The following is a 14764-nucleotide window of genomic DNA, read 5'->3' on the forward strand; positions in this document are numbered from 1 at the left end:
CATCACTCCCAATGTTTCTCTAAGCGGAACGAGGTGACATGTCCGCGCGAAAGCTCATCGCCGCGCTCGGTGCGTGCGCCCTGCTCGCGACCGGTTGCGGGGGCTCGGCTCCGATGGGGGCCGCGGGCGCGGCCGCCGAGCGCGACGAGGGCCCGGTGAAGATCGGCGCGCTGCACCCGGTCAGCGGGTCCAATGCGGTGGACGGGCAGCAGATGCGCCGCGGCGCCCAGATGGCGGTGGACGCCATCAACGCGGCAGGCGGCATCAAGTCCCTCGGCGGCCGCAAGGTCGAGCTCGTCACGGGGGACACCCAGGGCAAGGCCGACATCGGCCAGAGCGAGGCGCAGCGGCTGATCTCGGCCGGCGCGGTCGGCCTGGTCGGCACCTACCAGAGCGCGGTCAGCACGAACGTCGCCGTGGTGGCGGAACGCAACCGCGTCCCGTTCGTCGCGGACGTGACCGCCTCCGACGCGATCTACGCCCACGGCTACAAGTACGTGTTCCGCGTGCAGCCGGGCAGCAAGGTCATCGCGACGGCGGCCGCGCAGTACCTCCAGCAGGTGTCGCAGCAGGCGGGCAGGCCGGTCAAGAAGGTCGCGTTCCTGCACGAGCAGAGCGACTTCGGCAGCGGCGCCGCGGAGGCGTTCACCGCGGCGGCCGAGCAGCTGGGCATCGAGGTCGGCCCGAACATCAGCTACGACGCGGCGAGCGTCAGCGACCTGACCGCGCAGGTCACCCAGGTCAAGGCGTCCGGCGCGGACGTGCTCGCGGTGGCCGGCTACTACCGCGACAGCCTGCTGGCCGCCAAGGCGATCGCCTCGGTCAAACCGGATCTCAACGCGGTATGGGGCGTCTCCAACGGCGCCTTCGACCAGCCGAAGTTCGTCACCGACGCCGGTGATCTCGGCGCGCTGTACTTCAGCACCAACTACCACTACGACGCGACCAACCCGCAGACCGTCGCGCTGCGCGAGCAGTACCAGCGCACCTACGGCGATCCGATGCGGACCGGCGCGGTGCTGTCCTACGACGCGGTCCAGGTGATCGCGCAGGCGGTCGAGAAGGCCGGCAGCACCGATCCGGAGAAGGTCCGCGATGCCATCGCCGCCGCCCAGGTCGCACCCCTGACCGTGGGCGCGGGCCCGATCCAGTTCGCCTCCAACGGCGACAACCGCAACGCCATGGCGGTCCTGATGCAGATCCAGGACGGCCAGGTCAAGCAGGTCTATCCCCCGGAGAAAGCCGAATCCCGGCCCGAGTACCAGGTGACGTGGCGGCCATGAGCGAAACAGCACAGGGGGCGGCGCTCGCCCCCGACGTCTCCCCACCCCAGAAGAAGGACCGCGGTTTCCTCGGCCGCGCCGGTGTCGTCGGCGGTGTCCTCGTCGTCGCGATCGTCGTCGCGCTGCTGCAGTCGGGCAGCGGGCTGGTGGTCTGGCAGTCGGTCGTCACCGGCCTGCTGACCGGCGGTCTGTACGGCCTGATCGCGATGGGCCTGACGCTGATCTTCGGCGTGCTGGACATCGTCAACTTCGCGCACGGCGCGTTGCTCGCGGTCGCGATGTTCATCTCCTTCGGCATGGTGCAGGCCACCGGCATGCACCCCTACCTGACGCTGGTCATCGCCATCCCGGCGTTGTTCCTGATCGGCGCGGCCGTCCACCGTGGACTGCTGTCCGGCACCGGCGGCAGCTCGCTGGAAAACCAGCTGCTCATCACGCTGGGCCTGTCGCTGCTGCTGGAAAACGGGCTGCTGATGTTCTTCGGCGCCGAGCCCAAGACCATCGCGCTGCCCGGCGACTTCCAATTCCCGCTGCTGGGCGCGGTCGTCGCGGGTTCGCGGCTCTACGCGTTCCTCGGCGCGATCCTGCTCGGCGCGCTGCTGTACTGGCTGCTGCGGCGAACTCGGCTGGGCACGGCGATCCGCGCGGTCGCCGCGAATGGGCCGGGCGCGGAACTGGTCGGCATCAACGTCCGCCGGATCCACACGCTCACCTTCGCGATCGGCACCGCGTGCGCCGGTGCGGCCGCCGCGCTGGCGGGACCGCTGGTCACCGTGACCCCGACGCTGGGCGAGCAGTTCAACATCACCGCGTTCGTCGTGGTGGTGCTCGGCGGGATGGGCAACGTGGTGGGCGCGCTCGTCGGCGGCCTGCTGATCGGGCTGGTCGAGCAGCTCACCACGATCTACCTCGGCGGGCAGTCCTCGCTGCTGGGCGTGTTCGTGGTGTTCATCCTCGTGCTCTTCCTGCGCCCGCAGGGACTCTTCGGGAGGCGCGCATGAGCACCATCACCATCGCCGGGCCGGCCGGCGCGGAGAAGGTCAAGGCACCGCCGCTGCGCCCGCAGAACCGGCAGCTCGCGATCCTCGCCGTGCTGGTGCTGGTCGCGATCCCGCTGCCGCTCATCCTGCCGCCCGCGCAGGGCGCGGTGGCCGTGCGGATCCTGATCTTCCTGCTGATGGCCGTCGGCTGGAACATCATGAGCGGTTTCGGCGGCATGTTCAGCTTCGGGCACGCGGCCTACTTCGGCCTCGGCGCCTACACCAGTGCCTACCTGCTGGTGAAGCACAACGTGTCGCCGTGGATCGGGATGGTCGCCGGGATGGCGGTGGCCGCGGCGGCCGCCGTGCTGATCGGCTACTTCTCGTTCCGCTACAAGCTGCAGGGCGCGTACTTCGCGCTCGCCACGTTCGCCTTCGCCGAGATGCTGCGGCTGATCGTGACCAGCAGCGCGTTCGCCAACAAGGCCGTCGGCTTCACCGTTCCGCTGATCCCGGACTCGTCGCTGTGGATGCTGCAGTTCGAGGCCGACTCGCCCGCGTACTTCTGGGTCGCGCTGGTGCTGGCCGGTGCGGCGGTCGCGATCAGCATCGTGTTCCTGCACTCCCGCGCCGGGAAGTACGTGACGGCGATCCGGGACGACGAGCTGGCCGCGGCCTCGCTCGGCACGCCGGTGATGCGGCACAAGCTGATGACGGTGGCGTTGTCCGCCGCGATCACCGCGGTCGCCGGCGCCTTCTACACCCAGTACTACCTGTTCGTGAACCCGGAGCTGGGTTTCGGCTCGGCGGTGTCGATCCAGGCGATCGTGCCGGTCGTGATCGGCGGCATCGGCACGATCTGGGGCCCGGTGGTGGGCGCGATCATCGTCGGTTCGCTCACCGACGTGACGGCGACACTGCTGCGCACCCCGCCGGAGTTCCTGGGCTTCCTGCAGGGGCGCAGCGGTCTGGACGTGGTGCTGTACGCGGTGCTGCTGATCCTGATCGTGCGCCTGCTGCCGAAGGGCATCGTCGGAACGATCGCGGCGAGGTGGCGTCGATGAGCATCGTCAGGGCCGACGGGATCGGCAAGTCCTTCCGCGGGCTGCGTGCGCTGTCCGATGTGGACTTCGAGGTGGCCGAGGGGGAGATCCTCGGCATCATCGGGCCGAACGGCGCGGGCAAGACCACGCTGTTCAACGTCGTCTCCGGCGCGCTGGCCCCGGACACCGGCCGGGTGGCGTTCGCTGGTCAGGACGTCACCGGCCGGGCGCCGGACCGCATCGCCCGTGCCGGGATGGTGCGCACGTTCCAGCTGATGCGGCCGTTTTCCAGCATGACCGTGCTGGAGAACGTCTGCCTGGCCGCGCAGCACCACCGGTTCGGCAGGCGCAAGCTGCGCGAACACGCGCTGGAGGTGGTCGAGCGGGTCGGGCTCGGGCCGTGGGCCCACCGGGCCGCGCCGGAGCTGCCGACGGCCGGTCTCAAGCGGCTCGAACTGGCCCGCGCGCTCGCGACGCGGCCGAAAGTCCTGCTGCTCGACGAGGTCCTCGCCGGGCTGGTGCCCGCGGAACGCGAACCGGTGCTGGACCTACTGGCGCGGCTGCGTGAGGAGGAGGGCGTGACCCTGCTGTTCATCGAGCACATCATGGCCGCGGTGATGCGGCTCGCCGACCGCGTGCTCGTGCTGGACCAGGGCCGCGTCATCGCCGTCGGGTCGCCGCAGGAGGTCACCAGCGACGCGCGTGTCATCGACGCCTACCTCGGTGAGGAGCCGACCCATGCTGACGCTTGAGAAGGTGTGCGCCGGATACGGGCGGATGCGGATCCTGCACGACATCGACCTGCACCTGGGCGAGGGCGAGATCGTCGCGCTGGTCGGCGCGAACGGCGCGGGCAAGACCACGACGCTGCGCAGCATCTGCGGCCAGTTGAAGGCGTTGTCCGGCAGCATCACGTTCAACGGCGCGCCGACCGCGGGCCGCCGTCCGGACCAGCTCGTGCGCGACGGTCTCGTGCACGTGCCGGAGGACCGGGCGCTGTTCGGCACGCTGACCGTCGAGGAGAACCTGCGGATGGGCGCGTGGACGCGCACCCCGGCGCAGGCGGCGAAGTCGCTGGCCGAGGTCTACGAGCTGTTCCCGGTCCTCGCCGAGCGGCGCACGCAGATCGCGCAGACGTTCAGCGGTGGTCAGCAGCAGATGCTGGCGATCGCCCGCGCGCTGATGGCGGCGCCGAAGCTGCTGATGCTGGACGAGCCGTCGACCGGCCTGTCACCCAAGCTGACCTGGACGATGCTCGAAGCGGTGCGGCGGATCCGGGACAACGGGGTGTCGGTGCTGCTGGTCGAGCAGAACGCCAAGCAGGCGCTGGCGATCGCGGACCGCGCGTACGTGCTGGAGAGCGGGTCGACCGTGCTGTCCGGCAGCGGCGCGGAACTCGCCGGCGACAGCCGGGTGCGGAAGGCGTACCTGGGACTGTGACAGCGGCCGAATCGACTCGACAGCTGGGCGCGTGGGTGTCCGAACTGGACACCCCGGACGTGGTGCGGGACCGGCTCGCGCTGGTCCTGCTGGACGTCCTCGGGGTGACCGCGGTCGGCGCGGCGCAGCCGGAGCAGCGGGCGCTGCGTGCGGCGTGGCGGGCGCCGGACGGGCCGGCGCCGTTGATCGGCGCCGGGCGGTCGGTGACCGTCGACGCGGCGGCGTTCCTCAACGGGATGGCCTTGGTGTCGCTGGAGCTCGACGAGGGCAACAAGTACGCCAAGGGGCACCCGGCCGCGCACGGTTTCCCCGCGGTGCTCGCGCTGGCCGCGGATCTGGACAGCACCGGCGCGGACACCGCGGCGGCGTTGCTGGCGGCTTACGAGGTGGCGTCGCGGTTCGGTCGCGCGACGTCCTTGACGCCCGGCGCGCACCCGCACGGCAGCTGGGGTGTGCCCGGTGCGGCGGCCGGGTGCGCGCGGTTGCTTGGGCTCGACGCGGAGCAGACCGCCGCGGCCATCGACACCGCGGCGGGCATGGCGATCGCCGGGCACTTCGATTCGGCGACCACCGGCAACCCGGTGCGCAACGCCTGGATGGGCGCTTCGGCCACCTCCGGTCTGGCGGCCGCACGGATGGCGGCCGCCGGGATGGCACGCAACACCGGCACCGCGGCGCTGTCCCTCGGCACACTGCTCGGCTCGTTCGACCCCGGCGAGCTGACCGCCGGTCTCGGAACGCGGTGGGACATCCAGCACGGCTACTTCAAGCGGCACGCGTCCTGCTCGTTCACTCACCCGGCGGCCGACGCGGTCCTCGCGCTGCGCGGCGAGTTCCCGGCGGCAGGCATCACGTCGATCCTCGTCGAGTCCCACGCGCTCGGCGCCGGGCTCACCGGCACGGACTGGACGAACCGGTTGTCGGCGATGTTCTCCACCCCGTTCGTGGTCGCCACCGCGGCACTGACCGGGCGGGTCGGCCCGGACAGCGCCCTCGACGACCCGGCGGTGCAAACGCTTGCGCGGCGGGTGCGGCTGGTCGCGGCCGACGACCTGACCGCCCGGCTGCCCGCCGAACGCGCCGCGCGGGTCACGGTCGCCTTCGACGACGGCACCACGCTCACCCGCGAGGTGCCCAACCCGGTCGGCGACGCCGACCACCACCCGCTGGGCGAGGACGACCTGGTCGCCCTGCTGAAGACGTGGCTGCCCCGGCAGCCCGGGCTCGTGGACCGCGCCGTCGCGGTCAGCAACGAGCTGCCCGGCCTGGCTCGCGCCGGGGACGCCCTGCGCGGGCTGGCCGGACCGGACGAGAAGGAGCTGAACTGATGCGTGCCCTCGCGGTGACGCCCATCCACCTGCCCGCGGAGGAGATCCGGCGGCGGCAGGCCCGCTACGACCGGCTCGCCCCGCCGGGCCTGGAGGTCGAGCTCGTCGACGTCGGCGCCGCCGCACCGGCCTCGCTGGACACCGACGAGTCCGTGCGCGCCTCGGAACGCCAGGTGGCCGCCGCGCTCGCCCGGGCGGGGGAGGGCTACGACCTGGCCTTCCCGGACTGCGTGCTCGACCCGGCGGTGCCGGACACCGTCGCGGCGGATCCGCGGCCGGTGCACGGGTTGCTGAAGCTGTCCGCGACCTACCTCGCGGGCAAGGGCGTGCGGTTCGGCGCCGTGGTGCGCAACGAGGCCATCGCCGCCGAGTTAGGCAAGCGCATCGCCGACTACGGGCTGAGCCCCTACTTCGCCGGCACGCGCGTGCTGGACCTGCCGTTCGAGGCGATCGCCGACACCGGCACGTGGAACCGGGCGCTGGGCGCCGCGGTGCGCGAACTGGCGTCGCTGGGCGCGACCGCGGTCATCAACGGCTGTTCGGCGGTGGATGTCGAACCCGCCGACCTGCCTGCCCGGATCGTCGACCCGACGGCGCTGGCGTTGCGGCTGCTGGCGGTGGAGGCGTGATGGATCTTGTCGTCGCGGGTGCCGGTGGCGGCCTGGCCGGTGCGCTGCGTGCCGCCGAACTCGGGCTGAGCGTGGTCGTCGTCGAGGCCAGCGAGCACTTCCGGCGCGGCAACAACACGTCGATGTCGACCGCGATGTTCCCCGGCGCCGGTTCGCGCTGGCAGGCCGAGGCCGGTGTCGACGACTCGCCCGAGCGGTTCGTCGCCGACATCATGGCCAAGACGAAGGGCAAGGCCGATCCGCGGCTGGCCCGTACGCTGGCGGAGGTGAGCGCGCCGCTGGTGGAGTGGCTGGCGGATTCGGCGGGGCTGCCGTTGTCGCTGGTCACCGACTTCAACTACCCCGGTCACGCGGTGCCGCGCTGCCACTCGATCCCGGGGCGGCACGGCTCCGGGGTCGTCGACCACCTGGCCCGGCGGGTCGCCGAGCACGAGAACATCGAGTTGCTCGCGCCGGCGAAGCTGGTGGACGTGCTCACCGGTGACGGCGGTGTCCGCGCCGCGGTGGTGCGGTACCCGGACGGTGCGGAGGAGGAGATCTCGGCCCGCGCGGTCCTGTTGGCCACCAACGGGTTCGGCGCCGATCGCGACCTGGTCGCCCGGCACCTGCCGGAGATCGCGGACGCGTTGTACCAGGGCAGCGACCAGTCGCTCGGCGACGCGTTGCGGATCGGCGAGAAGCTCGGCGCCGCGGTGGGTTACCTGGACGCCTACCAGGGCCACGGCGCGGTCGCGGCGAACGCGGGCACGCTGGTCGGCTGGGCGACGATCATCCACGGCGCGGTCCTGGTGGACACGACGGGACGCCGCTTCGGCGACGAGACCCGCGGCTACTCCGAGTACGCTGCCGAACTGGCCGCCCGACCCGGCGCGACGGGCTGGATCGTGCTCGACGAGACGATCTTCGAGCAGTGCCAGCCGTTCCAGGACTTCCGGGACACGGTCGCCTCGGGCGCGCTGGTGTGGGCTGATTCGGCTGAGGAGCTGGCCGCGGTGACCGGTTTGCCGGAGCTGGCCGACGAACTCGCCGTCGCCGGCGCGATCGCCCGCGGTGAGCGCGCGGATTCGTTCGGCCGCACGAACTGGGAACGCCCGCTGTCTGGCCGCCTCGCCGCGGTGCGGGTGGTGCCCGCGCTCTTCCACACCCAGGGCGGTTTGCTGGTGAACGAGAACGCCGCAGTCGTCGACGCCCAGGACCGGCCGATCCCCGGCCTGTACGCCGCGGGCGGCGCGGCGGCGGGCATCTCCGGTCACGGCGCCGCCGGATACCTGCCCGGCAACGGGCTCCTGCCGGCTTTCGGGCTGGCGTACCTGGCCGCGAACGACGTCGCACGTCGCCCGGCCTGATCGATCACGCGGAGGAAAACGAGAGATGGCAACGACGGAACTGCTGGTCCGCAACGTCCGGGTGGTCCGGCCCGACGGCCCCGACGGCGAGCCGGAACTGCTGGACATCGCCGTCAACGACGGCACGATCACGCGGGTGGCGCCGGACCTGTCCGCCGACGACGCTGCCAGGGTGATCGACGGCCGGGGCCTGCTGGCGTTCCCCGGCGTGGTCGACGCGCACCAGCACTGGGGCATCTACAACGAGCTGTCGACCGACACGCGCACGGAAAGCCGGGCGAGCGCGCAGGGCGGCGTGACGACGTCGCTGACCTACATGCGGACCGGGCAGTACTACCTGAACAAGGGCGGCAGTTACCGGGACTTCTTCCCGGAGGTGCTGAGCAAGTCCGCCGGCAACGCGTACGTCGATTACGCGTTCCACCTGGCGCCGATGAGCGCGCAGCACATCGAGGAGATCCCGTTCCTCGTCGAGGAGCACGGCGTCACGTCGTTCAAGATCTTCATGTTCTACGGTTCGCACGGGCTGCACGGCCGGTCGACGAGCCAGAGCGATTTCCTGATGATCCCGCCGGACGAGCGTTACGACATCGCGCACTTCGAGTTCGTGATGCGCGGGGTGCAGAAGGCGCGGGAAATCCTGACCGAGTACGCGCCGCACCTGTCGTTGTCGCTGCACTGCGAGACGGCGGAGATCATGACGGCGTACACGAAGATGGTCGAGCAGGACGGCTCGTTGACCGGGCTGCGGGCGTACTCGGCGTCGCGGCCGCCGCACTCGGAGGGCCTGGCGGTGACGATCGCGTCGTACCTGGCGCACGAGACCGGGTTGCCGAACATCAACCTGCTGCACCTGTCGTCGGAGAAGGCCCTTTCGGCGGCGCTGACCATGGCGTCGGCGTTCCCGCACATCGACTTCCGCCGCGAGGTGACGATCGGCCACCTGCTGGCGGATGTTGATACAGCGTCCGGGATCGGTGGCAAGGTCAACCCGCCGCTGCGGGAGCGCGAGGACGTGGAAGCCCTGTGGCGGCATGTGCTGGCGGGCGAGGTGGACTGGGTGGTGAGCGACCACGCGTGCTGCCGGGACGAGCTGAAGTTCGGCTCGGACCGGGAGGACGTCTTCCTGGCGAAGTCCGGTTTCGGCGGCGCGGAGTACCTGTTGCCCGGCCTGGTGGGCGAGGGCACGAAGCGGGGCCTGTCGCTGCAGAAGATCGCCGCACTGCTGTCGTGGAACCCCGCGCAGCGGTACGGCCTGCTGCGCAAGGGAAAGATCGCGGAAGGCTTCGACGCGGACTTCGCCCTGGTGGATCCGGACGTCCAGTGGACCGTGCGGGCGGCCGACTCGGAAAGCACCCAGGAATACACCCCGTTCGAGGGCTTCGAAATGACCGCACGAGTCACGGACACCTTCGTGCGAGGAAACCACGTATACGCGGACGGCAAAATCCAAGGCGAGCCCAACGGAAAATTCCTGAAGCGCGGCCGCTAAAACCACAACACCAACCGCCGCCCGGCAACGCAAAGCAGGCGACTACCCCAACCAGACCTCCCCCGCCCCCGATCCACAGCCGATCTTTAGTCGCCGACCAGGGTTGTCAAGGCACGCTTTCCCGCCTTGACAACCCTGCTCGGCGACTAAAACACAATCAGGCATCGGGGGCGGGGGTGGTCGAAAGGTGACCTTCCGGCGCCGTGAGGCGCATTTTCCGCGCGACAGCGCGGCTCTAAAGATCAAAAGAGTCCTCGCCGGACGGGCAGGCTCCGGGATGACCAGGGGTTGGGTGCCTCGGCTCACCTCGTGCAGTGGGTCGCCGGGTGGTCATCCCGTCGCCTTCCGGTTTGTGCATATCACCTTGAGCCAGGGCCGCAAGGTTGGCATGTTCGGCTGCCGGTTGGCGGCCTGGGTTGCGGCCCTGGCTCAAGGTGATCGTCCAGTGTCAGGCGACGGGATGACCACCCAGCTTCGTTTGTGTTCAGGGCGTTGCGCTACGCGCTGCCTGCTTCGCTGTCGCGCAGCCAGGTCCAGTTGTCCCGGATTTCTTCCGATGCTGCGCGGATCAGGGCCCGATAGCGGTCGATCGCCTCTGGCGTGAAGCGGTATTGCGGGCCGCAAATGCTGATCGAGCCGTGGACCTCGCCGTCGGGGCCGAACAGGGGGGCGGCGACCGAACCGGCTCCGGCTTGGCGTTCGCCGAGGGAGACCGCTACCCCCTCCCTCGCGGTTTCGGCCAGTGCGGTGCGCAGGGTGTCGACGTCGGTGATCGTCTTGTCCGTCAGCGGTTCCAGCGTTCGCCGCAGCACCGACTCTTGCCGGTCCTCCGGTAGGAAGGCCAGGATGACCTTGCCCGACGAGCCCGCGTGCAGGGGAAAACGACGGCCGATCTCCACCGTCATCTTGATCTCGCGCGGGCTCTCGAACTGGTCCAGGTACACCCGCTCGTCGCCGACCAGGCCGGACAGCGTGGTGGTCTCGCCGGTCTCGTCCCGCAGCCGGCGCAGTATGGGCGTCGCGACCGTGCGGGCGTCGAACCGGCGCAGGGCGCTCGCGCCGAGCGCTGCCGCGGCCTGGCCCAGCCGGTAGCCGTTCACGCCAGGATCGGTCGCCAGCAGCTCCCGCGACACGAGCGACTGCAGGATCCGGAAGACGACGGCCTTCGACAGTCCCAGCTCGCGGCTGATCGCGCTCACCCCCAGGTAACGGGGACCGCCGGCGAAGAGCAGGAGCACGTCGGCGACCCGGGCCGCGGCCTCGGTGCCGGTGTTGTCGTTGGCCGGTGCGAGCTTGCGTCCGGCGGTACTCTTGGTGGTCAAAGCCGATGGTCCTCGGGGTAGCGTTCCGGTGAGAGGAACGGTATTGGTGCAGCTACTCCCATACTGTACCGGTTCCGAGCAAGATCTGTTCCGGTCAGCGAGACAATGCGCGGGATGCACGGCGCGCGACGCTGGGGCAGGCTGGGGGCATGGCCGAGGACAGGGTGACGGTGCAGGTCGACGGGCGCCGGCTGTCGTTGTCCAACCTGGACAAGGTGCTCTACCCCGAAGCCGGGTTCACCAAGGGCCAGGTGATCGACTACTACGCCCGCGTCGCCCCGGTGATCCTGCCGCACCTGCGCGACCGGGCGCTCACCTTCCGACGCTGGCCGGGCGGGGTGCAGTCGAACCCGTTCTACGAGAAGGACGCCGGACGGCACGCCCCCGACTGGGTGAAGACCGCGAAGATCTCGGACGTGAACGCGTATCCGCTGGTCAACGACGTGCCGACGTTGATATGGGCGGCCAACCTCGCCGCGTTGGAACTGCACGTGCCGCAGTGGACCGTCGGCCCGCGTGGCGCCCGGCGCAACCCCGACCTGCTGGTGTTCGACCTCGACCCGGGCGAGCCTGCGACGATCGTCGAGTGCTGCCGCGTCGCCGAGCGGCTGCGCGACCTGCTGGCGGCGGACGGGCTCCGGCTCTACCCGAAGACCAGCGGCTCGAAGGGCATGCAGCTGTACGCGGCGGTGAAGACCGCGACACCGGAGGACACCTCGGCCTACGCGAAGGCCGCCGCGAAGAAGCTCGCCGCCGAGACGCCGGGCGAGGTCACCGCGGCCATGACGAAGAGCCTGCGGCCCGGCAAGGTGTTCATCGACTGGAGCCAGAACAATCCGCACAAGACGACCGTCGCGCCGTACTCGCTGCGCGGCCGCCCGGAACCGACCGTGTCCACACCAGTCACCTGGGACGAAGTCGAGTCGTGCCGCCGCCCCGCGCAGTTGAAGTTCCTCAGCGACGACGTCCTCGACCGCGTCGAGGAAATCGGCGACCTGTTCGAGGACCTGCACGACGCCCCGGTCAAACTGCCCCGGGCCCGCGCCGGACAGTAACGTCACCCGCATGAGCCCACGCTGGTACGAAGAGGGGGAGGAGCCCGACTACCGCTTCACCCTCGCCAACGAGCGCACGTTCCTGGCGTGGCTGCGGACCGCGCTCGCGCTCATCGCCGGCGCCGTGGCGCTCATGCAGTTCGTCCCGCAGTTCTCGATCGCCGGGTTGCGTGGCGTCCTCGCCGCGCTGCTCGCCGTCACCGGCACCCTGCTCGCGGCGTTCGCCTACCGGCGCTGGGCCCGGGTGCAGCGCGCGATGCGCAACAAGCGGCCGCTGCCGATGACGTGGCTGCCGGTCGTCGTCGGGTGGGCGGCCGCGCTCGCCGGGACGGTCGTCCTCGTGGTCGCGCTGGCCACGATCCGATGAGGGACCCCGGACTCCAGCCCGAGCGGACCGCGCTGGCCTGGCAGCGCACCGCGCTCGCCGCCGCCGTCGCGGCCGTTCTCCTGCTGCGCAGCGGCCTGGTCCGCGGCGCCCCGCTGGAGATCGCCGCCGCGGGGTGCGCGGCCGCGGTCGTGGTGCTGTGGTTCATCGCCGTGCGGCGGCCGCCGACGACCGGCAGCGCGCGGCACGTCCTCGGCGCGGCGACCATCGCGGTCGCGGCGGCCGGTCTCCTCACCGCGATCCAGGTCGTCCTGCTGCCCTGAACGCGTCGCGCAACAGGCGGAGACCGGCCACGATCCCGTCCGGCGACACGGCCCCGTAGCCGAGCGCGAGCCCCTGCTCGGGCGGCGAATCGGCGTAGTAGGTGTGCAACCGGTCGAACGCGACACCCGGGGCGTGCAGGGCCGACGTGTCGACCACCGACCTGGCGCACACGTGCAGGCCCGCGGCCGAGGGCACGAGCCGGAGCCAGTCGCCGAATTCCCGCTCCAGCGTGCGCACGATCAGCTCGTGCCGGGCTGCGTACTCGCGAGTGGCCTTCCGGACGTGCCGGGTCAGCAGGCCCTCGTCCAGGAACCGGGCGAGCGCGGCCTGCGTGGTGAGGTCACCGTGCCAGTCGGTGAGCTGTTTGGCCTTGAGCAGCGCAGGCCGCAGCGCGGCGGGGGCGATCAGGAAACCCAGCCGCAGCATCGGCAGCAGCGTCTTGGAGAACGACCCCACGTAGATGACCCGCCCGGCGCGGTCCAGGCTCTGCAACGGGTCCAGCGGCCGCCCGGCAAAGCGGAACTCGCTGTCGTAGTCGTCCTCGACGATCACCGCGTCCCGCCGCCCGGCCCACTCGAGCAGGGCGGCCCGGCGCGCCGGCGACATCGGTGTGCCCAGCGGGAACTGGTGCGACGGCGTCACGTACACCAGCCGGGCGGTGTTCGGGATCCGGTCCACGACGATCCCCTCGCCGTCCACCGGCACTCCGGTGACCCGCGCGCCGAGCGATGCGAGCAGCCGCCGCGCCGGGGGATAACCGGGTTCCTCGACCGCGACGCACGCCCCCGGTTCGACCAGCACCCGGCCGACGAGGTCGAGCGCCTGCTGCGCGCCCTGCGTGACCAGCACGTCTTCGGCCGCCGCCCGCACCGACCGCGCGATGCCGAGGTGGCGCGCGATCGCCGCGCGCAGTCCACTGTGGCCGGACGGATCGCCGTAGCCGGCCGGGATCTCGTGGCCCCGCAGGCTCTGCGAGACCAGCCGCCGCCAGGTCTGCAGCGGGAACAGGCTCGCGTCCGGCACGCCGACGCGGAAGTCGTAGCGCACCGGCGGCGCCTCGACGGGGTCCGGCAGGGTGTTCCAGAACGGCCGCGCGGCGAGCACGCCCCGGGGCGCCCGGCGGGGCTGCCGCGGTGCGGTGCCCGCGACGAACGTCCCGGCCCCGACGCGGCCGGTCAGCAGGCCCTCGGCGGTGAGCCGGTCGTAGGCGGCGGCGACCGTGTTGCGGGAGACGGCGAGGGTCCGCGCGAGCTCCCGCGACGGCTGCAGTCGCTCGCCTGGCCGGAGGCGTCCGTCGGCGATCGCGTCGCGGACCTGGCGGTAGATCTGCGCGACGAGGTCACCGCCGGTCAGGCTGATGTGCAGGTCCACCACGGCTCCGGAAATGGCCCAAACAAGCAGATAGGAATTGGAGCTTACCTCGGGCCAATCGGCTGCCTAGCGTTTCCGCCATGACGACAGCCGACCTCTGGTTCGACCCGAAGTGCCCGTGGGCCTGGATCGCCTCGTGCTGGCTGCTGGAGGTGGAGCGGGTGCGGGACGTGCGGGTCCGGTTCCACGTGCTGAGCCTGTCGCTGCTCAACGAGGGGCGTGCGGTGGAGCCGTGGTACCGGGAGTGGCTGGACAGCGCCTGGGGCCCGGCGCGGGTCGCGATCGCCGCGGAGCGCAGGTGCGGCAACGAGGTGCTGCGTGACCTCTACACCGCGCTGGGCAGGCGGATCCACCTCGACCGCGCGCCGCTCGGGCCCGACCTGTACCGCGAGGCGCTGGCCTCGTGCGGCCTGCCGGTGGACCTCGCGGAGGCCGCCGCCACCACCGAGCACGACGAGGCGCTCCGCGAGAGCACCGCGGCGGGGCTCGGGCCGGTCGGGGAGGACCTGGGCACGCCGACGATCCACGTGACCGGCCCTGACGGCGAGGTCAACGCCTTCTTCGGCCCGGTGGTCACGCCGGTCCCCCGCGGTGACGCGGCGGGCCGGCTGTGGGACGGCGTGGTGCTGGTCGCGGGCACCGACGGTTTCTTCGAACTGAAGCGGGCCCGCACGCGCCGCCCGGTGGCGTCATGACCGCCGCGCGGGTGCTCGCTGTGGCGCAGCAGGCCAATTCGTTGGGTGACGGCGCTTATTACGCCGCGTACGCCCTTGGGCTGCCGCTCGGCTGGGCGGCCGTCGCAGGAGTGGGTGTGGGCCACCGCGCC

At 71.4% G+C, this 14764-nt stretch carries 15 protein-coding genes; 13 read left to right on the forward strand and 2 right to left on the reverse strand.

Translation table 11 applies throughout. The features are described 5' to 3' along the window. Positions 1–38: 38 nt before the first annotated feature. The 9 genes from AMY39116_RS0311115 to AMY39116_RS0311155 are packed head-to-tail and all read left to right on the forward strand — an operon-like array spanning position 39 to position 9541. Positions 39–1283 carry an ABC transporter substrate-binding protein gene (locus AMY39116_RS0311115; RefSeq protein WP_020417736.1) on the forward strand — a complete coding sequence of 415 codons (1245 nt, stop codon included), beginning with the start codon at positions 39–41 and terminating at the stop codon, positions 1281–1283. Then, positions 1280–2284, forward strand: a complete 1005-nt coding sequence (locus AMY39116_RS0311120; protein WP_235716104.1) for a branched-chain amino acid ABC transporter permease — start codon at positions 1280–1282, stop codon at positions 2282–2284. Before AMY39116_RS0311115 ends, AMY39116_RS0311120 begins: the two co-directional genes overlap by 4 nt. Then, positions 2281–3327, forward strand: a complete 1047-nt coding sequence (locus AMY39116_RS0311125; RefSeq protein WP_020417738.1) for a branched-chain amino acid ABC transporter permease — start codon at positions 2281–2283, stop codon at positions 3325–3327. Before AMY39116_RS0311120 ends, AMY39116_RS0311125 begins: the two co-directional genes overlap by 4 nt. Then, positions 3324–4058, forward strand: a complete 735-nt coding sequence (locus AMY39116_RS0311130) for an ABC transporter ATP-binding protein (RefSeq protein WP_235716105.1) — start codon at positions 3324–3326, stop codon at positions 4056–4058. Before AMY39116_RS0311125 ends, AMY39116_RS0311130 begins: the two co-directional genes overlap by 4 nt. Next, the gene (locus AMY39116_RS0311135) at positions 4045–4746 is read left to right on the forward strand and encodes an ABC transporter ATP-binding protein (RefSeq protein ID WP_020417740.1); all 702 of its coding nucleotides are present in this window, start codon (positions 4045–4047) and stop codon (positions 4744–4746) included. The genes AMY39116_RS0311130 and AMY39116_RS0311135 overlap by 14 nt, the downstream gene beginning before the upstream one ends. After that, entirely contained in the window at positions 4743–6074 is a 1332-nt protein-coding gene (locus tag AMY39116_RS0311140) for an MmgE/PrpD family protein (protein WP_051123510.1), read from the forward strand. The genes AMY39116_RS0311135 and AMY39116_RS0311140 overlap by 4 nt, the downstream gene beginning before the upstream one ends. Further along, complete coding sequence (locus tag AMY39116_RS0311145) at positions 6074–6703, forward strand: aspartate/glutamate racemase family protein (protein ID WP_020417742.1); 630 nt, start codon at positions 6074–6076, stop codon at positions 6701–6703. Before AMY39116_RS0311140 ends, AMY39116_RS0311145 begins: the two co-directional genes overlap by 1 nt. Next, entirely contained in the window at positions 6703–8049 is a 1347-nt protein-coding gene (locus tag AMY39116_RS0311150; protein ID WP_020417743.1) for an FAD-binding protein, read from the forward strand. The genes AMY39116_RS0311145 and AMY39116_RS0311150 overlap by 1 nt, the downstream gene beginning before the upstream one ends. A 25-nt stretch (positions 8050–8074) precedes the next feature. Then, a complete protein-coding gene (locus tag AMY39116_RS0311155; protein ID WP_020417744.1) occupies positions 8075–9541 on the forward strand; it encodes a dihydroorotase family protein in 1467 nt (488 codons plus the stop codon). A gap of 497 nt (positions 9542–10038) precedes the next feature. Here AMY39116_RS0311155 and AMY39116_RS0311160 read toward each other — a convergent pair whose 3' ends face one another. Further along, entirely contained in the window at positions 10039–10863 is an 825-nt protein-coding gene (locus AMY39116_RS0311160; protein ID WP_020417745.1) for an IclR family transcriptional regulator, read from the reverse strand. 149 nt (positions 10864–11012) lie between these two features. Between AMY39116_RS0311160 and ligD the strand changes: the two genes are divergently transcribed. Genes ligD through AMY39116_RS0311175 form a run of 3 tightly spaced genes read left to right on the forward strand, consistent with a single transcriptional unit; the run spans position 11013 to position 12566 of the window. Then, the gene (ligD, locus tag AMY39116_RS0311165) at positions 11013–11918 is read left to right on the forward strand and encodes a non-homologous end-joining DNA ligase (protein ID WP_020417746.1); all 906 of its coding nucleotides are present in this window, start codon (positions 11013–11015) and stop codon (positions 11916–11918) included. Positions 11919–11928: 10 nt separating this feature from the next. Further along, on the forward strand, positions 11929–12285 hold the full coding sequence (locus tag AMY39116_RS0311170; protein ID WP_020417747.1) for a YidH family protein: 357 nt from the start codon (positions 11929–11931) through the stop codon (positions 12283–12285). Continuing rightward, positions 12282–12566 (forward strand): DUF202 domain-containing protein, encoded by a 285-nt coding sequence (locus AMY39116_RS0311175; protein WP_020417748.1) that lies wholly within the window; start codon positions 12282–12284, stop codon positions 12564–12566. The genes AMY39116_RS0311170 and AMY39116_RS0311175 overlap by 4 nt, the downstream gene beginning before the upstream one ends. On the opposite strand, the gene AMY39116_RS0311180 is transcribed toward AMY39116_RS0311175, so the two are convergent. After that, positions 12535–13938 carry a PLP-dependent aminotransferase family protein gene (locus AMY39116_RS0311180; RefSeq protein ID WP_020417749.1) on the reverse strand — a complete coding sequence of 468 codons (1404 nt, stop codon included), beginning with the start codon at positions 13936–13938 and terminating at the stop codon, positions 12535–12537. The two genes, AMY39116_RS0311175 and AMY39116_RS0311180, sit on opposite strands and share 32 nt — an antisense overlap. An 80-nt stretch (positions 13939–14018) precedes the next feature. On the opposite strand from AMY39116_RS0311180, the gene AMY39116_RS0311185 reads away from it, so the two are divergent. Beyond that, positions 14019–14633: a DSBA oxidoreductase gene (locus AMY39116_RS0311185; protein WP_020417750.1), complete on the forward strand. Its 615-nt coding sequence runs from the start codon at positions 14019–14021 to the stop codon at positions 14631–14633. Positions 14634–14764 lie beyond the last annotated feature (131 nt).

Origin of the sequence: Amycolatopsis sp. ATCC 39116 (genome assembly GCF_000231075.2) — a bacterium.
GTDB classification, from domain to species: domain Bacteria; phylum Actinomycetota; class Actinomycetes; order Mycobacteriales; family Pseudonocardiaceae; genus Amycolatopsis_E; species Amycolatopsis_E tucumanensis.